The organism is Tateyamaria sp. 7Alg 36, assembly GCF_059882455.1.
Map to the genome: position 1 here is coordinate 1,360,734 of NZ_CM187613.1, position 20,488 is coordinate 1,381,221.

General features: G+C 57.5%; 16 protein-coding genes. 10 read left to right on the top strand and 6 right to left on the bottom strand.

Annotated elements, in window-relative coordinates; all coding sequences use genetic code 11:
• Nucleotides 1–419: 419 nt before the first annotated feature.
• Both AC6GQJ_RS06590 and AC6GQJ_RS06595 read left to right on the top strand, forming a co-directional pair.
• Nucleotides 420–1,544, top strand: a complete 1,125-nt coding sequence (locus AC6GQJ_RS06590; protein WP_500772974.1) for an efflux RND transporter periplasmic adaptor subunit — start codon at nt 420–422, stop codon at nt 1,542–1,544.
• Nucleotides 1,541–4,627 carry an efflux RND transporter permease subunit gene (locus AC6GQJ_RS06595; RefSeq protein WP_500772976.1) on the top strand — a complete coding sequence of 1,029 codons (3,087 nt, stop codon included), beginning with the start codon at nt 1,541–1,543 and terminating at the stop codon, nt 4,625–4,627. The genes AC6GQJ_RS06590 and AC6GQJ_RS06595 overlap by 4 nt, the downstream gene beginning before the upstream one ends.
• 34 nt (nt 4,628–4,661) lie before the next feature.
• On the opposite strand, the gene AC6GQJ_RS06600 is transcribed toward AC6GQJ_RS06595, so the two are convergent.
• From AC6GQJ_RS06600 to AC6GQJ_RS06620, 5 genes are all read right to left on the bottom strand, one after another.
• Entirely contained in the window at nt 4,662–4,943 is a 282-nt protein-coding gene (locus AC6GQJ_RS06600) for a hypothetical protein (RefSeq protein WP_500772978.1), read from the bottom strand.
• Between the two features lie 127 nt (nt 4,944–5,070).
• A complete protein-coding gene (locus AC6GQJ_RS06605) occupies nt 5,071–5,307 on the bottom strand; it encodes a hypothetical protein (protein ID WP_500772980.1) in 237 nt (78 codons plus the stop codon).
• Nucleotides 5,308–5,356: 49 nt separating this feature from the next.
• Nucleotides 5,357–6,478 carry an alanine racemase gene (locus AC6GQJ_RS06610; RefSeq protein WP_500772982.1) on the bottom strand — a complete coding sequence of 374 codons (1,122 nt, stop codon included), beginning with the start codon at nt 6,476–6,478 and terminating at the stop codon, nt 5,357–5,359.
• Nucleotides 6,475–7,674, bottom strand: a complete 1,200-nt coding sequence (locus tag AC6GQJ_RS06615; RefSeq protein ID WP_500772984.1) for an N-acetyltransferase DgcN family protein — start codon at nt 7,672–7,674, stop codon at nt 6,475–6,477. Before AC6GQJ_RS06615 ends, AC6GQJ_RS06610 begins: the two co-directional genes overlap by 4 nt.
• Nucleotides 7,675–7,963: 289 nt before the next feature.
• Nucleotides 7,964–8,317: a hypothetical protein gene (locus tag AC6GQJ_RS06620; protein WP_500772986.1), complete on the bottom strand. Its 354-nt coding sequence runs from the start codon at nt 8,315–8,317 to the stop codon at nt 7,964–7,966.
• A 688-nt stretch (nt 8,318–9,005) separates the two neighbouring features.
• On the opposite strand from AC6GQJ_RS06620, the gene AC6GQJ_RS06625 reads away from it, so the two are divergent.
• From AC6GQJ_RS06625 to AC6GQJ_RS06635, 3 genes are read left to right on the top strand one after another with little or no spacing between them, the layout of a single operon-like run.
• Nucleotides 9,006–9,422: a ribbon-helix-helix domain-containing protein gene (locus AC6GQJ_RS06625; RefSeq protein WP_500772988.1), complete on the top strand. Its 417-nt coding sequence runs from the start codon at nt 9,006–9,008 to the stop codon at nt 9,420–9,422.
• A gap of 25 nt (nt 9,423–9,447) precedes the next feature.
• Nucleotides 9,448–10,536 carry an extracellular catalytic domain type 1 short-chain-length polyhydroxyalkanoate depolymerase gene (locus AC6GQJ_RS06630; RefSeq protein ID WP_500773835.1) on the top strand — a complete coding sequence of 363 codons (1,089 nt, stop codon included), beginning with the start codon at nt 9,448–9,450 and terminating at the stop codon, nt 10,534–10,536.
• A gap of 1 nt (nt 10,537) precedes the next feature.
• Nucleotides 10,538–11,635: a C45 family autoproteolytic acyltransferase/hydrolase gene (locus tag AC6GQJ_RS06635; protein ID WP_500772990.1), complete on the top strand. Its 1,098-nt coding sequence runs from the start codon at nt 10,538–10,540 to the stop codon at nt 11,633–11,635.
• 60 nt (nt 11,636–11,695) lie between these two features.
• Here the strand turns inward: AC6GQJ_RS06635 and AC6GQJ_RS06640 are convergent, their stop codons facing one another.
• Nucleotides 11,696–11,845, bottom strand: coding sequence for a hypothetical protein (locus AC6GQJ_RS06640; protein ID WP_500772992.1), 150 nt, complete (start codon nt 11,843–11,845; stop codon nt 11,696–11,698).
• Nucleotides 11,846–12,275: 430 nt separating this feature from the next.
• On the opposite strand from AC6GQJ_RS06640, the gene AC6GQJ_RS06645 reads away from it, so the two are divergent.
• The 5 genes from AC6GQJ_RS06645 to AC6GQJ_RS06665 all read left to right on the top strand — a co-directional run bounded on the left by AC6GQJ_RS06645 (nt 12,276) and on the right by AC6GQJ_RS06665 (nt 20,446).
• Nucleotides 12,276–13,451: a tyrosine-type recombinase/integrase gene (locus AC6GQJ_RS06645; protein WP_500772994.1), complete on the top strand. Its 1,176-nt coding sequence runs from the start codon at nt 12,276–12,278 to the stop codon at nt 13,449–13,451.
• A 61-nt stretch (nt 13,452–13,512) separates the two neighbouring features.
• Nucleotides 13,513–15,402, top strand: a complete 1,890-nt coding sequence (locus tag AC6GQJ_RS06650) for a site-specific DNA-methyltransferase (RefSeq protein ID WP_500772996.1) — start codon at nt 13,513–13,515, stop codon at nt 15,400–15,402.
• 2 nt (nt 15,403–15,404) lie between these two features.
• Nucleotides 15,405–18,290 (top strand): type III restriction-modification system endonuclease, encoded by a 2,886-nt coding sequence (locus AC6GQJ_RS06655; protein ID WP_500772998.1) that lies wholly within the window; start codon nt 15,405–15,407, stop codon nt 18,288–18,290.
• 116 nt (nt 18,291–18,406) lie between these two features.
• A complete protein-coding gene (locus AC6GQJ_RS06660) occupies nt 18,407–19,627 on the top strand; it encodes a hypothetical protein (protein WP_500773000.1) in 1,221 nt (406 codons plus the stop codon).
• A complete protein-coding gene (locus AC6GQJ_RS06665) occupies nt 19,628–20,446 on the top strand; it encodes a hypothetical protein (RefSeq protein ID WP_500773002.1) in 819 nt (272 codons plus the stop codon).
• The last annotated feature ends 42 nt before the right edge of the window (nt 20,447–20,488 follow it).

The following is a 20,488-nucleotide window of genomic DNA, read 5'->3' on the forward strand; positions in this document are numbered from 1 at the left end:
GCGCGCTTTGGGGTGGTGATTGGGGTAGATAAACCTCAAGTGCCCGTTGCGCAGGCTGCGATGCTCACAACCCGCGCAATTCCGGAAAAAGCGTCGAAACCCGCTTGAAACAGCGTATTTTCGCATGCGCCAGCCATTCCCCACACGCCGAAATTCACCCAGTTTTGCCCGTGCCGCACCCCGCGCAAAAATAAACGTCGGAAAATGCGGAAAATTTTGCATTTCGCGCGACGGAAACCGATCCGATGCTCGTATCATAAGGAAGCATTCGCACCGTAAGGGATCCCACGCCACCAAAGCACTCCCAGCCACAGCAGATCACGCCATCGATTTTTCGCGCCCCGCGCGAAGGTAATCTGACACGCCAGAGCGATCCCATCCCCACCACAGCTTGCCCCCGTTCAGGAGCCTTGAAGACCTTGAAAAAGATAATCTATGCCATTCTCTCCGTCCTTGTGATTTCAGGTGCCTATGGCATCGCTTTCGGTGTGCCAGAGGCGATGGCCACGCTGTGGAACGGCAACGCGGCCGCGCCATCCGGTGCACCTGACAAGGCACTGGCAGGGCGGCGCGGGCAAGGGCGATCAACCACCGTGGTTCTGACAACGCTAGAGGCCACCCCCTACCGGCTGGTGCTGCGCACGGTCGGCAGCGCGGTGTCACTGCGCCGGACCGAAGTTGTTGCCTCTGACGCGGGCGAAGTGGCGGAAACCGCGCTGCGCGCCAATGCGCTGGTCGAAAAGGGCGATGTGCTTGTGCGTCTGGACGACCGCACCGAGCGTCTCGCGCTCGAGATTGCCGAGGCCAACCGCGATCAGGCACAGGCGACCGTCACCCGTTATGAAGGGCTGCGCAGCAACGGCACCTCGGTTGTGACGGATGTGGCCCTGTCCGAGGCACGTGTCGCGTTGCGGCTGGCCCAGGCAAACGTAGGTCTGGCGAAGGTCGCGCTGGATGACCGCACGATCACCGCGCCCATCGCAGGCCGTCTGGGGCTGAGCGATGTGAGCGTCGGTGACCGTTTGACCAGCGGCGATTCAATTGTGACCATCGACGACACCAGCAGCCTGCTCGCAACATTCGAAGTGCCCGAACGCTCCATCGGGTTGCTGGCCGAGGGCAAGCCGGTCCTTGTGTCCACCCCCACCTATGCGGGCCGCATATTCGAAGGGGCGATTACCGCATTTGACAGCCGCTTGGACAGCGTGACCCGCAGCGCCACGGTCGAGGCCGAGATCGCAAACCCCGAGGGCCTGCTGCTGGCAGGCATGACCTTTTCCATCCGCATGACCGAAGAGACCGACCCCCTGCCCGTTGTGCCCGCCACGGCGATCACATGGGACCGTACCGGCGCGGGCATCTGGATCGCCGAAGAGGGCGTGACCCGCCGCGTGCCTGCCACCATCCGCTATCGCGAGGGCGATCGCGTGTGGATTGAAACCGACGCCCCCCTTGGCGCGCAGATCGTGGCCGAAGGTGCGGCGAAACTGCGCGAAGGCGCGCAAGTTACCGATGCAAGTGACACAAAAGGTCCAGGCGCATGAGCTTCGAGAAAAGAGCGCACAAGGCCGGATTTGCCGATCTTTTTGTATCGCGGCCCATCTTCGGGATCGTGCTGAACCTGCTGATCATCATTGCGGGGCTTGCGGCCTTCACCAGCGTCGACATCCGTGAAATGCCCGATGTGGACCGCCCCGTCCTATCGGTGCGCACCACCTATGAAGGCGCGGTGCCCAGCACTGTCGACACCGAAGTCACGCAAGTTCTTGAAGACGCGCTGAGCGCGCTTGAGGGGCTGTCCTATATCGAATCCACCTCCAGCGCGGGTTCCAGCCGGATCACCATCGACCTGTCCGACGGCACCGACGTTAACGTCGCCGCCAACGAGGCGCGCGAGATTGTGTCCGGCACCATGCGTTCCCTTCCCGAAGACATCGAAGACCCCACCGTCAGCAAAAGCGATAGCAACGCCGACGCGATCATCCGTCTGGCCCTGCTGGGCGACGCAAGCCTGGATACGCTTACCCAACTGGCCGAGGGGATGGTCTATGAACGGCTGTCGCTGATTGACGGCATCGCCGAGGTGACCCTGCGCGGCGACCGCGCCAACGAATTCCGCGTGGCGGTGAACATGCCCTCATTGCTCAGCCGCGGGTTGACGATTTTTGATGTCTCCACCGCGCTGACGCAGTTGCGCGACGATACCGCACTCGGGTCGCTGACAAGCGAGTCCCAGACGCTGTCGCTGCGGGTCGGGACCAAGGATGTGACCGTCGACACGATCAATCAGTTGCCCATCAACGAAACGACGCAGGTGGCGGACATCGCTTTCGTCCAGTTGATCCCCGAAGACACCAGCGTCTACACTCGCGTTAACGGCGAAACCGCCATCGGTCTTGATATCACCCGCCAGTCGGTTGGTAACACGCTGGAAATTTCCCGCGACGTCGCCGTAGCGGTCGACGAATTGCGCACGCAATTGCCCGACGGCGTACAGCTTTTGGTCACAACCGATGACGGCATTTTCATCAACGGCTCCATCAACGAAGTGGGCAAATCCATCCTGATGGCGACCGGCATTGTGGTTGCCGTGATTTTCCTGTTCCTGCGCTCGCCCCGTGCGACGTTGATCCCTGCGGTCACGATCCCCGTGGCCTTGGTGGGGACGCTTGCGGCGATCTGGATCACCGGTTTTTCGGTGAACACGATCAGCCTTCTCGCGCTGGTGCTGGCGACCGGCATGGTGGTGGATGACGCCATCGTGGTGGTCGAAAACATCGTGCGCAAACGCAAGTCGGGCATGGGGGCTTATGCCGCCGCCGCCTCCGGCACGAACGAGGTGTTCTTTGCGGTCATCTCGACCACTGCGACGCTGGCTGCTGTGTTTATCCCGATCTCGTTCCTGCCCGGACAGGCGGGCGGCGTGTTTTCCGAGTTCGGCTTTGTCCTTGCCTTTGCGGTCACGCTGTCCTCGATCACCGCATTGACGTTGGCCCCTGTGTTGTCCGCCCTTCTCGACCCCGGCAAGACGCAGGCCAACGCGACACAGGCCCAGCCAAGCGCCCTTGCGCGCGGTTTTGATCAGGTGATGGATTTTGCCATCCGCACGCCCTTGTTGGTGCTGTCGGTGGCCATCGGCTTTGCCATCATCGCCATGGGGGCCGCGATGACCCTGCCCTCGTCCGTCACACCGGAAGAGGACCGCGGGTTCTTCCTTGTGCAGGCACGCGGCGCGTCGGACACGACCATCGACTATCTCGACACGCAGGTGCGGCTGGTCGAGGACATCCTCGACCCGTTTCAGGAAAGCGGAAAGATCGCTACCGTGCAAAGTATCATCGGCATCGGCGGCACACGGGCCTTTATCATCGTGCGTTTGCCCGACTGGGCCGAGCGTGATTTTTCCCAGCAGGACATCATCGCGCAGATCAGTGGCCGCCTCGGCTCGGTTCCCGGGGTGCAGGTCAGTGCGCGGTCGACAAACAGTCTCAACATCCGTGGCGCAGGTGGCGGGCTCAGCTTTGCGGTGACGGGCACGAACCTTGCCAACATGACCGAAGCAGCAGGCGGCCTCGTGGCGGCGATGGCGCAGGACGCGACTTTCCTGAACCCGCAACTGTCCAACAACAGCGTGAACGCGCAACTGGCCGTCACAGTCGATGATAGCGCGGCGGGCGACATGGGTCTGAACAGCGCCGATGTCACCGGATTGGTGCGCGCCATGGTGCAGGGCGACGTCGCGGTCAGCGTCTTTTCGGATGATGTCGAGGTCGACGTCAACGTCCTGCCCGGCGGTCCGCCTATCGACGATCCGTCCGACATCGCCTCCATGTATATCCGCCTTGCCAGCGGTGCCTATGTGCCGCTGTCCTCGGTCGCATCGCTCGACATGGTGGTCAGCGACGCGCAGATCGAACGCCTTGGCGGGGCCTTGTCGGTGTCACTGCAAGCCAACCTTGGCGAGGGCGTGGACCTGTCGGACGCGATGAACCGCGTGCTTGCCATCGCGGACGGGGTGCTGCCCGACGGCATGGGCATCACATTCACCGGCGAGGCGGCGACCCTTAATGACTCGCAAGCCGGCATGTACCTTGTGTTTGGCGTCGCGCTGATCGTGGTCCTTCTGGTCCTCGCCGCGCAATTCGAAAGTTTTGCCAGCGCGGTCGTGATCATGATGACCGTGCCCTTCGGCCTTGCCGCTGCCGTCATGGCCATTTCGATCAGCGGCGGATCGCTGAATTATTACAGCCAGATCGGACTTGTGATGTTGATCGGGGTCATGGCCAAGAACGGCATTCTGATCGTCGAATTTGCCAACCAGCTGCGCGAGGAAGGCGCGGATATCGACCACGCCATCCGCAACGCACTGCGCCTGCGCATCCGGCCTGTGATGATGACCATGGTGTCGACTGTCTTTGGCGGCCTGCCCCTGATCCTGACCTCCGGCGCAGGTGCCGAAGCCCGCATCGCCGTCGGCTGGGTCATCGTCGGCGGCTTGGGCTTTGCCACCGTGTTCACCCTGTTCCTGACGCCCATCTTTTACCGCTGGATCGCCGTCTGGGGCGCCGCCCCCGGCGGAGCGGCGCAGAGGCTGGAGGCAGAGGTGAAGGCTACGGCGGGGGTTTAGGGGGGCGACTCCCCCACATCATCCCCCCAGCGTCTTAAAACTCGTCGAACTCCGGCACATTGCCCAGCCGCACGAGGAAGGTTGGGGCGGCGACTTCGCCGCTGTCGGGGTCTTCGCTGATCATGTAGGCGTCCGCGCCCGCGCAGTCCTCGGACAAGGCCTCTCGTTCGGCGCGGTTCTGCGCTTCTTGGGCTGTGGAATATTCGAACTGCTTGGCAATTTTCAGGCCCGTTTGCCCACTACGCCCCTGTTTCACCTCGACATATGTCTGGCAGATATAGTGGACTTTTTCCGCTGAACCCTCGGGGTTTGTCATGATGGGATCCTTGATGACGGGTGGGTGGGTTTGAATATCAAAGCGCGGCAATCACCGATTCCTGTGCGCTCGATGCGCTTATTGCCCAAGTCACGACAGAGCGGAACAGGAATGTCACGTAGCTTGATCACCGCTTCGCGGCGGCGGGCGCGCCGCGCGGTTTGCGGGCTGTTTTCGCCGCGGTTTTGGGGGGCGTGTTCGCCTCCCGCTCAAGCCGCGCGGTGCGCAGTCTGGCGTTCTTGGCCTCGCGCTGTTCGGCCTCTTCGTCGACCATTTGGCGAACGACGCGGGTTGTTTTGTCCAAGGCCGTTTCCGGTTTGGCGTCGTAGGCTTTGAACAGGTTGTCTTTGGTGCGTTTGCTCATTTTTGTGTTTCCTTTGTGGTTCAATGCCGGTTGGGCTTGCCGGCGACTTTCAGGCCGGCGCGAGGAGTTCGGCCCTGCCGTGGTTGGGACGCGACGGGCGTACGGGCGCATCGCCCAAGGGGGTCACGTGGATGTCGGGCGCGGCCATGGCGTGCATCAACGCTGTGTAGTTCATTCGGATTTTCACCTCGCCCCCGACAGGCGGCGGGGGGCGGTGCGTGGCAACGACGAGGTGATCGCTGGTGGCGCCGATCACGGTCAGCCCCTCTGGCAGAAAAAGCCCCAGAATGTCGGTGTCTTGATGTCCGAGGGCGAGGATCATGCGTGTAAAAGCCACAAGGGCGGGCGGGCTGCGCCCGTGTTCCGCGAAGGGTTTAGGCAATGCGATTGAGAGAGGCGCAGGTTTTGCGCCCGTTTCAATCACTTCGGCGACAAGAGTGAAGGCGTCCGTGTGCATCCCCGCGATGCGGTCGCCGGAAAGGGGTTCAACCCCTAAAAGGATCGCCTCGCCCAATCTCAGATCGTTGATGCGGCCTGTTGCGTGATCGCCAAACGCCCATGGCAGGTTGGCAGAACCGCCGCCCGAAACGATCGACAGGACGGTGCCGCACACGCCCTCAACCTCAGCCGCCAGTTCACTCAACGCGGCCATCTGCGACGCCGTCGGCGCGCGCCCGTTCAGGCACCCGAAGTTTGCCCCGATCCCCTGAAGCGCGACACCGCGCATCTGCGTAACCTGCTGCGCGATACCGGCCACTTGTTCGATGGGAATGCCATCGCGACCATCGCCCATCTCGACCATCAGGATGATGCCGTGGACCGTCCCGATGCGGGTCGCGGCGGTGGCCAAGGCCATGATCACCGCAACCTCTGTGTTATAACTCGCAGCGCAGCACTGCACGACCTGATCGACCTGACTCATCATCGGGGTGCGGATCAGCGTGATCGGGTTGGTCAGCCCCGCCGCGCGCAGCTGTAGCACATTCTCGATACGCGCCTCTGCCAGCCCCGACGCCCCACCATCAAGCATGGCGCGGGCAATCGCGGGGTGCCCGCAGACGCCCTTGGTCACGCCGGTGACACCAATCCCGCGCGGGGCCAGACGCCGGACAAGCGTCCGCGTATTGGCCTGTATCCTCGACAGGTCCACCTCGATGCGCGGGCAGGTCATATCGCCGCCACGGCGGGCCTTTGCGTCAACGCCGGATAGGCGGCAGTGACCATGGCAAGCAGGTCAGCGGCCGGACGTGCCAAAGCATCTGTGACAGGCAGGCCGAGGGTGTGCGACAGGTCCACGATGGTGTCGGTGATCTCGGCCTCCGACATCCCCTCGTGATTAAGCGTAACGCCGATCACCTTTGTATCTGCGAAGGCTTCGATCAAGGTGATCTCGCTGGCTGCCGTGGGCATCGCCATATCGGGGAAATCGCAGCGATGGGCGCGTTTCGGCGCGTGCTGAAGGATGACCGCATCGGGCTGGCTCCCCCTCAGGATGAAGGCAGAGGTACAAAAGGCCGGGTGGCTCAGCGCGCCCTGCCCTTCGATCAGGATCACATCGGGCTGTTCGCCGTCAGACGCCGCCAGAATCGCGCCCTCAAGCTCTCCGCAGCAGAACTGCGGTGGCACAGCATCCATGGCGATGCCGTATTTCGCGCCCTGCATCAGGCCTGTCTGACCCGTGCCGACAAGCACTGTTTTGATGCCCTTCGCATTCAGGGCGCGCGCCAGAACGGTTGCTGTCGTCCGCTTGCCGATAGCGCAGTCGGTGCCCAGAACCGCGATCCGCAGCGCTTTTACACTCGCGACACGCCCATCGAACAGGCGCATGTCCTTGCTTGGTTTCGGCTTGCGGATGTCGCGGATGGTGACATGCCGTGCCGCCGCCGCACTGGCGATTTCAAAATCATCGCTCAGGTATTCGTGCAGACCGCTGACGATGTTCATGCCAAGGTTAATCGCCTGCAAAACAACGCCCCGATCCGCGGTCGAAAGTCGCCCTGTCGACGGTGCCATGCCATAGATCAGCGTATCGGGAATGGCGACAGCATCTGTGACTGCTGCGGCCAGATCGGCAAAAACCGGTATCTGGTTGATCCTGTCGTCCAGAACGGCACCGCTGTCCTGACCGGCATAGGTGCTGTCGATGACTGACAGGATGCGATAGGCTTGCGAATGGCGGACAAGGCCATTCGCCGTTTTGCCATCAATCTGCGCGAAATTCCCCTCGCAATAAACCACCGCCGACGGCTGGCGGTTGGCCGGCGTTTTCGGCAGCGCTCGGGTCGGGCGATTCCGGTTCATCGGTGGCGCTTGCGCCCCTCGGACCGGACGGCGGATGGTGTCGACAGTATCAGATTTCGTATCCATTGGATTCTCACTTGTTCATGTTGATGCAGGTGGCGCTTGATCGGGACGCACCTGTCTCGGAATTTGGTAATGCGCAGCGTACGAGGGCAGGATGTGCGCCAGTTCGCGGCCGGTTAGGAACTCATCCTGTCAGTTGGGCATCGGGAATGGACCAACACTGGCCAAGGCGGGCAGCGCCAGAAGCAAAACCGCCAAGACCGAACCAACCAATAACGCGATGATTGTCCGTGACTGCGCGGGGCCAGACGCGGCGATTGCATAAGGCGCGCGTACCTTGCTGAGGTGTGATTTACGATTCATTCAACTCAAGCCCCTCAAGACAGGCATCCGCGAGATCGCGGCTCGGCGCTTCGGTACCCGGCAAGGTGGCCCAACCTGTATCCATCATCGCGTTGCGCCGCTGGATGCTTGATGCGTTCCGGATGGAGGTCATTTTCGCGCTGCGGTCGGCATCCGCTTTCGCAAGGTCCAGACACACCGGCACCATGGCCAAGGTGACGCTGTCTTCGGCAAAGCTGTCCGCCATGTCGCGTGCATCGCCAGAGGTGGTCCACCCACCCCAAGTAAAGCCGAGAAGAGAGACAGCGACTGCGCCAATTACAGCGCCGTATGCCGCGGGTTTTGTCCATTCGGGAAATGTCATTTTCTATCCTTTGACGGCAAAATCGCCGTTTTATTGTTTCTATTTATGTTCTGGTCTTTACTGGCCCGATCTTGCGCCCCTGCCCTGTTTTGGTCGCCATGATCCAAGGCGCGCGGCATTGACTGCCCGCCGTGCTGGCAGGTCGATCGACTCGTCGTTTTTCGTCAGCATGTGGCCAAGCACGGCCTCGCAAAGGCAGAGCCGTCGGGCGAAACCGCGTGGGGTCAGCGGACAAACCATCGGCCTGCCCTGCCCCCCGAACGGCGGGCGATTGTCACGATGGTACCGGTCGTGCGCGAAATCATCGGCAACCTTCCCAAACATCAAATCCCCGCAAAGGGACGTGACAGCTGAATTTTTTATGATGAAGGGTTATGGTCCGCTCTGGCAGAGCAGATGCGCCTGTGCCGCAGAAGACCGTAACTTCGTACCTGTCATATAGCCGTTGAACGCCGGAAATACAACGCTGGTGGCAAAGGCGTCGCCTAGCAGGCCAGAACCGGACAGCAACGCCAAGGCCGGTCTGAACGGACGAGGCGCCCCAAACACTCTTCATCCCCCCTGCCACGCTTACCCCTTCGTCTGCTCAACACGCCAAAATCGCCTTCCTCAAGGGTCCGCATCGATAGACCCCTTGCACCCAGCCCATTAACATCCATATACCATCCATACAGATGGAGAGTCCGCGATGAGCAATGTCAGACAGATCAGGGACAAGTTCCCAGAGAATGAAAAGATCACGATCAACCTCGGCTTTGTGGACCTTGGCCGCATCGACCTGCTGGTGCAGGAGGGTTTCTATTCCAACCGCAGCGATTTCATCCGCACCGCGATCCGCAACCAGTTGGAAAATCAATCCGACACGGTCACGCGCTCCATCGACCGGCACACGATGGAGCTTGGCCTGTGCGACTATTCCGCTGCCGACTTGGAAGCCGTGAAAGCCGCGAATGAAGTCCTGCATATCAAGGTCGTCGGCCTTGCGCGGATCGCCGGTGACGTGACGCCGGAACTCGCCCTTGCGACGATCGGGTCCATCAATGTGCTCGGCACCCTACAGGCCAGCGCCGAGGTCAAGAAAGCACTCGCCAGCCGCATCAGCTAACGCCCACATACCAAGGATAAAAATGATGAAAGACGATTTCACCTCGGCCATGCGCCGAGCCAATAAACTTGTGCGCGCGGGTAACCCTGTTGCTGCCACGGAAATGATCCAGTCGGCACTGAATGGCACAGGCCTACAGTCCGGCGCGCCGCGAACATCAGCGCCGAGAATAACGCAACCGTCACTGCGCAGCGGAGTGCGCGAAACACTCGCAGGTCTGGCCGCTAAGATGCCCAACCCCGGCCCCTACTCGACAGAACCGCCCCTCCCCGTTGGCGCGCGCTTTGACGGGGGCACATTCTCGACCACGGCAGGCAGCCGCGATTACAGGCTCTACATCCCTACGCCGCGATCCGAACAGCCCAGCGGCCTCCTCATGATGCTGCACGGGTGCAAGCAGTCGCCAGTGGATTTCGCGAATGGCACCGACATGAACCGGCTGGCAGAGCAGGATAACCTGATCGTCGTCTACCCCGCGCAATCGCGTGGCGCGAATATGCAATCATGCTGGAACTGGTTCGGCCCCACGGATCAACACCGCAGCAAGGGGGAGCCTGCAATCCTCGCCGGATTGACGCAACAGCTTCAGCAGGAATTCGGCATTTCCGCGAAACGCACCTTTGTCGCCGGATTATCCGCCGGTGCCGCCATGGCCGTCATTCTGGGACGCACCTATCCCGATGTCTTTGCAGCCGTCGGCGCGCATTCCGGCCTGCCCTACAAATCCGCCCGCGACATGCCCTCGGCATTTGCAGTCATGGGCGCGGGCGTCTCCGGCGCGCCCTCGGTCGCGGCGCGGCCCGTGCCGACAATCGTCTTCCACGGCACGGCGGACAGCACTGTTCATGCGTCAAACGGCCAGCGCATCGCAGAAGACGCACACGCGGGCGGGACCGAGATCATCGACGCCGCAACCGTAAAAGGGCGCGGCTACACTCGCACAACCGTGCTGTCGCCCACCGGCGCGGCACTGGTCGAACACTGGCGCATCAACGGCTTGGGCCATGCATGGTCCGGCGGCAACTCGGCAGGTTCCTACACCGACACCAGCGGCCCCGATGCGAGCGCCGAAATGGTCCGGTTCTTCCTCGAAACATCTGCGAAAGGCGCATGATATGACCCATTCCCTAACCTTCGACGCGGTATCCGAAGCCACCCCCGGCCCGAAATGGGCGGCCCGCTGGGCGCGATCATGGCCCGCTTACGAGGCGTGGTTTGTCGGCAATGGCGGCGACACTGGCCCAGACCGTGCCGCCTGTGAGGCCGCATTGCAGGAATACATGCCCGAACTGGTTCCGGTACACGCCGCCTTGGTCAAGGTGGCGGGCGGTTCCGACCGTGCGGCGCGGTTCCTCTCCACATGGTGCCCGCCCAGCTATCTCGGGGGATGCTCGCTGGCCTGTGCGGTTTCAAAGGACGATATCCGGCTGGTACGAAACTACGACCTGTCCCCCGATCTGAACGAGGGGCTGTTGCTGCACACCGCATGGACCGGTCGCCCCGTCATGGGCATGGTCGAGTTTTTGTGGGGCCTGTCCGACGGCATCAACGACGCGGGCCTCAGCATCGCGTTGGCCTATGGCGGTCGGCAGGAAGTGGGCCGCGGTTTCGGGATCACCACCATCCTGCGCTATGTTTTAGAGACGTGCGAAACGGTCGGTCAAGCCTTGCGCGTGCTGCAACGCGTGCCGTCCCACATGCCCTATAACATCGTCGTCGCGGACGCGTCAGGCGCGCGGGCCAGCGTGGAAATCTACGCAGGCGGCGGTGCCAAGGTACAGCCGCGCGCGGTGGCAACGAACCACCAGAATGACGGCAGCGCACCGGACCGCGGCGCATTCACCAAGACGTTCGAGCGTAGGGACCACCTGAACGCGCTTTTGTCCGACCCCGTCGCGCCCGCGACGCTGGCAGGCCGGTTCCAGCAATCGCCACTAAAACAGGACTGCTATGCCGAGGGGTTCGGCACGTTGTTCACCGCAGAATACGAGCCCCTGCACCGACGCATGGCCCTGCATTGGGAAGGTGAAAGATGGGAACAGTCGTTGGCTAACTTCGAAGAGGGTCAGAGGGTTATTCACTACGGCGGGCATAGCGATACATCGTCGCTCCGCGGCGGTGACATCGACTGGGTAAAAATCGGAATGGACTACGCCGCTGGTAGCACCCCCGATTGGCGGCAGTTCGTCCCCGGCTGGCAAGACGTCGCATAAACCCACAGGGCAAAAAATATGCCCCGCACCGGGTGCGGGGCATATTGTTTCTCACAGACGTCAGTCCGCCAAACGCGAACGCTCCTGCGCATTCGGCCCCCCTGCAGGGGCCTCGCCCAACGTCGCTTCGGGACGATGCAGCTCATCCTCCTTATCAGGACGGCGCTTGCCCTTTTCGTCGTTCTTCGGGTGCTTTTTGTCGTCACTCATGGCTTCCTCCAAAGTTGTTTCTGTAGGAAAAACGGACCTAAGCGGGAATTGTTCCATCGTAGTGGTCAGCGCGTGCTGTATAGATTGGAGATCCCTCCAGCGCGTAGACAGTTCCGGCCACAACGCAACAGGCTGCAGCGTGCGGTCCAAATAGGAACACGTGAGTGGGCTTCGATTGTTAGGGAGAATTCTCTGACCAAGGGCACATTTACCAGTTTCGCCCAAGGTAAACTGAAGGCCGGTCAGCGGGTTAGCCAAATTATGGCGGAGACGAAGTCCGTATGCCCCCTGTCTTTGAGGGTTCGCTCACATTCGCCAAGGTTCATCTAAACTGTTTAACTTCAATGCTTTAAATCCACATACGCGCATTGACGTTCGGACCCGTTCATCTTAAATCTAACTTAAGTGTGGGAACAGGTGTGGGAACGACATGAAGCTCAGCGCGCGCAAGGTGGAAACGGCAGGGGTTGGACGCCACGGCGACGGGCGCGGGCTTTTCCTGTATGTGAAACCCACCTTGGCGCGGTCATGGGTGCTTAGATATCAAGTGCAGGGGCGACGCCATGATCTTGGCTTGGGCGCTTATCCCGATGTGACTTTGGCAATGGCACGACAAAAGGCGACCGACGCAAGACGTATGATTTTGGACGGGGACGACCCGATTGCCAAACGCCGCCAAGCCCAACCAAAGACGTTCAAAGACGCCGCGCTTGAATTGATCGAAAGCAAACGGTCTGGATGGAAGAACGCGAAACATGCCGCCCAGTGGGCGTCTACGCTGGAGGCCTATGTCTTCCCCACGCTTGGTCCAATGCAAGTCACAAAGATTGCGACTGCAGACGTGGTTGGGGCGCTCAAACCGATATGGTCCCAAAAACCTGAAACGGCCAATCGCGTTCGTCAAAGGATCGAAGCGGTTTTAGACTATGCGTCCGCGCTGGGCATCCGCGAAGGGGACAACCCTGCACGCTGGCGCGGGCATTTAGACAATCTATTGCCAAAGCCCACAAAGGTGCGCGCGGTGCAACACCACCCTGCCTTGCCCCATGCAGACATTGCAGACTTTATGGCCGCGCTATCAAGCCGCAAAGGCGTTTCGGCACGGGCGTTGACGTTTACAATCTTAACGGCGGCACGGTCGGGCGAAACCCGTGGCATGACGTGGGCAGAAATCGACTTGGAAAACGGCATCTGGACCATCCCTGCCCAGCGCATGAAAGCAGGCAAAGAACACCGCGTTCCACTAACGCCCGCCACCATTGCTCAACTTGGACCACGGGGACAGGACATAGACATTGTCTTTGGTAGCGAAACGAAAGCAGGCAAGCCTATTTCAGATATGAGCATGACCGCCCTTTTGCGCCGCATGGAATACAACAACATTACCGTTCACGGGTTTCGGTCCACCTTTCGTGACTGGGCGGGCGAAACCACCAGTTTTCCGCGCGAAGTTATCGAAGCGGCGCTGGCCCACGGGATTAAGGACAAGGCCGAAGCCGCCTATGCGCGATCCGACCTTTTCGACAAACGCCACGACTTGATGCAGGCTTGGGCCAATGCGGCCACCCCCGAAAACTTGGGCGCGAACGTGATTGCACTTTCCTGAACGGGTCTGATCCTGTTTAACGGGGCGAACAATCCACCCTTGGCAGACATCGGACCCTATAGTGCAAGACGAAATTAAAAAAAACAAAGACATCACGGCCAACTCCGAACAGTTGGCAGCGCTCAAGCTCCAGTTTCCGTCCTGCTTTGACAAGGATGGCCGTTTTCGCCCTGACAAGCTGGAAGACATCGTGCGGGCCAGCGGGGGGGATATTACCCGCGAGGGGTACAAGCTAGACTGGCTGGGCAAGTCCTATGCGCGGTTGCTGGCCAACCTAAAAACTGAGACGTTGCTGTCCCCCAATGCCGAACACAACACGTTGCCAGAAAATGCGGAGTCCGAGAACCTATTGATCCAAGGGGACAACTTGGATGTGCTGAAACACCTCTGCAATGCCTATGCTGAAAAGGTGAAGATGATCTACATCGACCCGCCCTATAACACGGGGTCGGACGGGTTTGTGTATAACGACACGCGCAAGTTCACGGTTGCGGAGTTGCAGCGGCTGGCAGGGGTTGACGAGGACGAGGCCCAGCGCATTCTGGACTTTACGCAATCGTCCAGTAACTCCCATTCCGCATGGCTGACATTTATGTATCCCCGCCTCTATGTGGCGCGGGAATTGTTGCGTGAAGATGGGGTGATCTTCATTTCCATTGATGACAATGAGCAGGCACAATTGAAGCTGTTGTGCGATGAGGTGTTTGGAGAAGAGAATTTCGTCGCAAGCTTTATTTGGGAAAAGCGAACAAATCGCGAAAATAGAAAACAAGTATCAACGCGCCATGATGTAATCATGACCTATCGCGCGACCAACGATGGACAAAAGGTCATTCGACAACTTCCAATGTCACCAAAGGCGCTCGCGAATTATAAAAACCCCGACGATGATCCAAGAGGAGATTGGAAATCCGATCCTGCTACGGCGCAGGCGGGACACGGAACCGCGACACAATTCTATGAGTTGGTTGCACCAAACGGCAAAATCCATGAGCTGGAAAGTGGTCGGTGTTGGCTATTTACCAAAGAGGTGATGGAAGAAGAAATTGCGCAAGGGAAAATCTGGTTCGGAAAGACCGGAAACGGAGTGCCACGCGTCAAGACATATTTGAACTCCAAAGACAGAGGTCTGACGCCGGAAACCATTATCTTTGCAGATGAAGCCTCAACAACCGAAATTTCAAAGAAATTACTCAAAGAATTATTTGATGAAAAAGCAGTTTTTGAAACTCCAAAACCAGTTCATCTAATCTCAATTCTCACAACGATGGGCGCGAACAACGACGCCTTGGTTCTAGACTTCTTCTCGGGCTCTGGCTCAACCGCCCACGCCGTCATGGCCCTCAATGCCCAAGACGGGGGCAACCGCAAACACATCTCTGTTCAACTCGATGAACCCACGGGTGAAAAGTCAGAGGCGCGCAAGGCGGGCTATGACACCATCTTTGACATCACCCGCGAACGGATCAAACGCGCAGCGGCCAAAATCAAAGAGGATCACCCAGACGCCACGTGTGACTTTGGCTTTAAGGAGTTCAAAACCATCCCCGCCAATGAGGACCAGTTTAGGGGCTATCTCGATGATGCCGCAACGTTAGAGGATTATGTGCCTTTCAACGGCATGGCGCTAGATGATGACGCCATCGCGGCCCTACTGACAACATGGAAAGCATATGACGGCCTACCCCTACATCAAGATCTGATCCCCGTCGATCTGGACGGCTATACCGCCTATCAGGGCGGCGATAAGCTCTATTTTGTGGACCGTAGTTTGAACATCAAACACATCGCAGCCCTACTGGCCCGCATTGACGATGACCCCACCTTCACCCCGCGCAAGATTGTCGTGTTCCACTACAGGTTCAACGACAAACAATTGCGCGAGTTCTCAGAGGCCGTGAATGCCCCCAACCGTAAGCACCTGCAGCTCGACTTCATCCAGCGGTTTTAATCATGGGATTTGTATTTGAAAAAGACCTGCCCCACCAAACCCGCGCCGTACAGGGCGTCCTAAGCGCGTTTGATGGGGTTGGTATTGCACCGGCCCAGCGCGGCTCACAGAACCCCGTTCTGGGTCTGCAAGGGCAAGAAGCGCTATTGCGTAGCAATCTGGAGGGTCTTCGCAAGGAACGCGGCTTTAGCCAAGCCTACACCATCGACACAAGCGAACAGGTTTTCGATATCTCGATGGAAACGGGCACAGGCAAAACTTATGCCTACACCAAAACCATGTTCGAACTGAACAGGCAGAGAGGAATTGCCAAGTTCATCGTGGCCGTCCCCCGCGTGGCGATCAAAGCAGGCACGGTTGGCTTTTTGAAGTCCGACGCTGTGCGTGAACATTTTCGCGATGAGTTTGGTCGGGATATCAAGGTCTATGAGGTTCAAAGCCAAAAGGGCAGCAAAGCCAAGAAAGACCACATGCCCCAGGCGATTGCCGATTTTTGTCGCGCAGACATCGCGATGAACACAAAGGCTATCCATGTGATGGTAATCAATGCGGGAATGATCACATCCAAGACGATGAGCAAGATGTTTGACGTGGCTCTCTGGGATGAATTTAACCAGCCCTTTGCGGGTATCGCGCACACCAACCCTGTTCTGATCGTGGACGAGCCGCATATGTTTCGCCGTGGGAACAAAACCTACAAAGAGATGATGCGCTTCAAGCCGCAGTTCACCTTACGATATGGCGCAACCTTTGACGGCGACTTGATTAATATGGCCAATGAGCTGACCGCTGTTGAAGCCTTCAATGACGATTTGGTCAAAGGCATTGTGGCCCATGTTGAACGGTTTGATGAAGGTAACGACGTCACGCTTAAACTGACAGATTTGACAGGCGATGAAGCCAAGTTTGAACTGGACGATGCTGGCCGTAAAACAAAGCACGCGCTGGGCAAAGGGCAGAGTTTTGAAACCATTCATGCTGAAATGTACGGCTTAACTGTTGCTGCAATGAACAAGTCCAAATTGGTCCTTTCGAACGGGCTGGAGCTGTCGAAGGGGTCAAAGATCAACCCGTTCAGCTATGCTGAAAGCCTAAGTGACAAGATGATGCAAAATGCTATCCAAGTGCATTTTAAAAACGAACGCGATCTGTTCTTGGCCAGTCCACGGATCAAGCCGCTTACGCTGTTCTTCATTGATAATATCGACAGCTATCGCGACAAAGATGGTGCCATGCGTTTGCACTTTGAAGCGATGGTGAAGGCGCATATTGAGGCTTTGCTAGTCGTTGAAACGGATATTGCCTATGTTGCCCACCTAGAGACTGCATTGGCAGATATTGCGGCGCTGCATGGTGGATATTTCTCAAAGGACAACTCCGACAAAGACGAAGCGATTGAAAAAGAGACGCTGGAAATTTTGCACGAAAAAGAGCGTTTGCTGGATTTTGCCAACCCACGACGTTTCATCTTTTCCAAGTGGACACTGCGCGAAGGCTGGGACAATCCCAATGTTTTCACAATCTGTAAGCTAAGGTCCAGTGGGTCTGAAACGTCCAAGCTACAAGAAGTAGGCCGTGGTCTCCGTTTACCAGTCAATGAGTATATGACGCGGGATAAGAGCAAGACTTACTATCTCAACTACTTTGTTGATTTCACAGAAAGCGATTTTGTCGAACGCTTGGTTTCTGAAATCAACAGCAAGTCGAGCGAAGTGTTTGATATGAACAAGCTTGATGTTGCTTTGAAAGAACGATTGCTGAAGCAATACCCCCAGTTCAACAACGATGAGGATGAACTTTTAGAGGCGCTTGTCGGTGCGGGTATTATCTCTATCTCGCAAAAGTTCAAAGATGGTGGATATGACACGCTAAGGGCTGACTATGCTGATGCCTTTGACGCTGGGCTGAAAAAGGGCAAGGTAACGAAGGGCGGCGATAAACCCAAAACCACGATCCGCGCTGGGCAATATGCAGAGCTGAAAGAATTATGGGAAAAACTCAACCGTAAGGTGGTTCTGGAGTATCAATTCGACAGCCCAGAAAAGTTGTCTGAATTGTTCCTAGAGTATCTGAAGGCCCATGTCGGGGACTATGTGCTTACAGGCGCGAAAACAGAAATCATCACTATCAAGAAGTTGGGGCAACAGGTCGGAACGCAGAGTTCGGTATCTGAAACCCAATTCACTTCGTTAAGCTTGATGAGCTACAAAGCGTTTCTTGAGGCGTTGTCTGAAAAGGTTACCTTGAGCATTGCGGGCTTACACAAAGCTTTTTCGGCTGTCCAAGCGGATTTTGATATCAATGCCTACTTGAGCCAAACAACTATTCGGAAAATGCACAAAGGTTTCAACGATTATTTGCTGCAGAAAGTCTTCAGTGAATTCAAAGTGGGCTATCGCGAAACAAGCAACAAGGTACACCCAACCGCACTGACGGTTTCAGACGGCCAGCCAAAGGCTGAAATTGAAAGCGGCAATGTCGGCGTTTTACATGATGCAGGTGATACGCCTAAGAGCTACCTATTCGAAGATGCCTACTACGATGGCCAATTAGAGTTGGAAAACATTCGCACCGACATTCTAGAAGTCATTGTTTACTCTAAGATTCCCAAAAATTCAATCCGCATACCCTTGATCGGAGGAGGCTCATACTCGCCTGACTTTGCCTACGTTCTGAAATCTACAGATGGTCGGTCCCAGTTAGGGCTTGTTGTTGAGACAAAGGGAAAGACTGCAATTGATTTGGCGGAGCTTGAGGCCCAAAAAATTAGACACGCGGAGTCATATTTTGGGCTGAAAACTAGCGGAATTGATGTGCGGTTTGAAACCCAACTCTCTGGAATGAGCATTCAAGATATCGTCAAAGACGCCCTCTTACCAACCGAGTAACAGGCAGATAGCAAAACGCGAAATCGGTAGTGAGTGGGTATTTTTCTCAATCAAGACTTGTATCACGCGTCCGTGAACACCACATATAGCCTATACAGCAATTATGGGCACAAAATATGGCTTCATTCAGCGGCTTTATCCGTAAATCTCCCGACGCACGTTTGGTGTCGTTTCTAAACGCAAAAGGGGTAAATGCCCCCGATGACTTTAATTGGCAAAGTGAAGGGCGCGGAACTGCGCTTGTGAATGACATTAACGGCCTCATTGCCGAGTTGGCCGAGACTGCCCAAGATCGCGTCAAAGCGGAACTGGACCACCTTGCCAGCTTGGCCACCCCGCAGACCATGACCGCAGCGGAACAGATATGCAGCGCCCAGCGCATTGATCTCGAGGGATTGCAGGGCATTCAAGACGTGTTGCTCATGCTGGCCACAGACCATCCCAAGATACTTGAACGCGTGGCCGTACAGGCGTCCCTGATGCAGCGCACGGGTGGCAAGAACTGGTCCGCCTTTCAATTCGAGGACGACGGAAAACCTTGGGCGCTGGGCGATGACATAGCCCGTGCAGGCTTTGTCGCTGATGCAATCGCTATTCTTGAATTGCCAGAACACCGCAAACGCGAAGCAGATTGGTACACTTCAATCCGCGTCCACCCTATCACAGGGGAAGAAACAGAAATTCTACAGGCGACTATCTATGTTGAGGCCAGTGCGGAAAGTGAATTGACGTTTGGGCCATCGGAAGGGTTGGAGCGGCAAATCGTCCAAAGGGTTGTGGAAGTCGGGATCGCCTGCAATGCCAAAGAGCGGATTGTGGAAATCTGCGCGCGTGGCGGCAAGAAAATGCGCGATGAATACGCGTCATCGTTTTCAAAGCACTTTGCGCCTCAATCAGCCCCACCCGTTGAGACGCCACGGCGGGATGTGCTATTAGCCAACCTGCGCTCACATCCTAGCTTTCCCACAGAACCTGCGGACCGTGTTGCAAATGTCGAAGTTTCGTCCCTTGAATTTTATTCTGTTGGCGGCGGCTTTGCGCGGTTTGAACATCGCGGGGATGACGAAACCATTTACCAATTCCTTGAGCGCCAGTTTGGTGGGAAATCCCCCATTCACGCAACGGGCTGGACGATCATTGGGGCAACACTTCGGATCATGCAGACGCCCGACGACGGTAAGCGGGCCAAGACTTTGACAGTGACATTGCGCAGCCCTAACACCACCACCATTCCAAACAAAACCGAAGCAGAGCGCCAGTTTGTCATGGCACTCTTGGATCGATGGAAACTGATCGCACCGCCGCCAGAACCGTTTGATGTGACCGAGGCGGTATAATTGAATGCTGTAGATCTTTTTGCCACGCTGCTGGCCCAGCGCGGGCGCGTTCGAAGCGTCGAGTATTCATCTTTCCCAGCCTATGACGACCTGATCAAATCAGGGCTGATCGAAGAAACTGGCGTTGTATCATCCGTGATTTGTGATGAATGCGAATACCCCCACGATGCAAAGATTTCATATGAGGGTTCGCAATATGGGTATTATTGCCCTGATCTTGGCTTCATATCAAAACCCCGCGCCGAGCTTATCGCGATACAACCGAACCTAGGCGCTTTCGCTGCGCAGATTGCAGATGCCCTAGCTTGCAAGAGGCGCAAATCATTGCCCGTAGACAAGGACACATGGCGAATTGGGGCCATTGATAGCCCTATAGGTGACGTCGTGCTGTACCTGCATCCCACCCTGCAGGACGCGCAGGATATAAGGGAATTGCAAGCAGCCTTAGCAGGTGAAATGAAATCACCCTCTGGCGTGGTTCTAACCTCAAACGGCACATTATCGGTGCGTCCCTATGCAACGGCACAACTGCACGACGTCCTCAGCTTTGACCCTATAGCCGGAAAACTCGTCATAGTCGCTGACCTTCGCGCTATCGCGGGGGTTCCTGAACAACGCACTGGTGGGCGGCCCAATGATTACAGAAAGCCGCTAAGTGATTTAATCGCACTTCGGGCCAGCCAAGGCCGCACGTTGCAGGGACGAAATACCGAAGCCAAGGCGCTTCAAGCTGAGTTCCAAATCCAATTTCCAGACATAAAATGCCCATCGTTATCGACAGTTAAGAGATACGTGTCCGAAGTCGAAAGTGGATCATAACTGGATCATAACTCACGATCTGTTTTGATCCACCTTACGTCC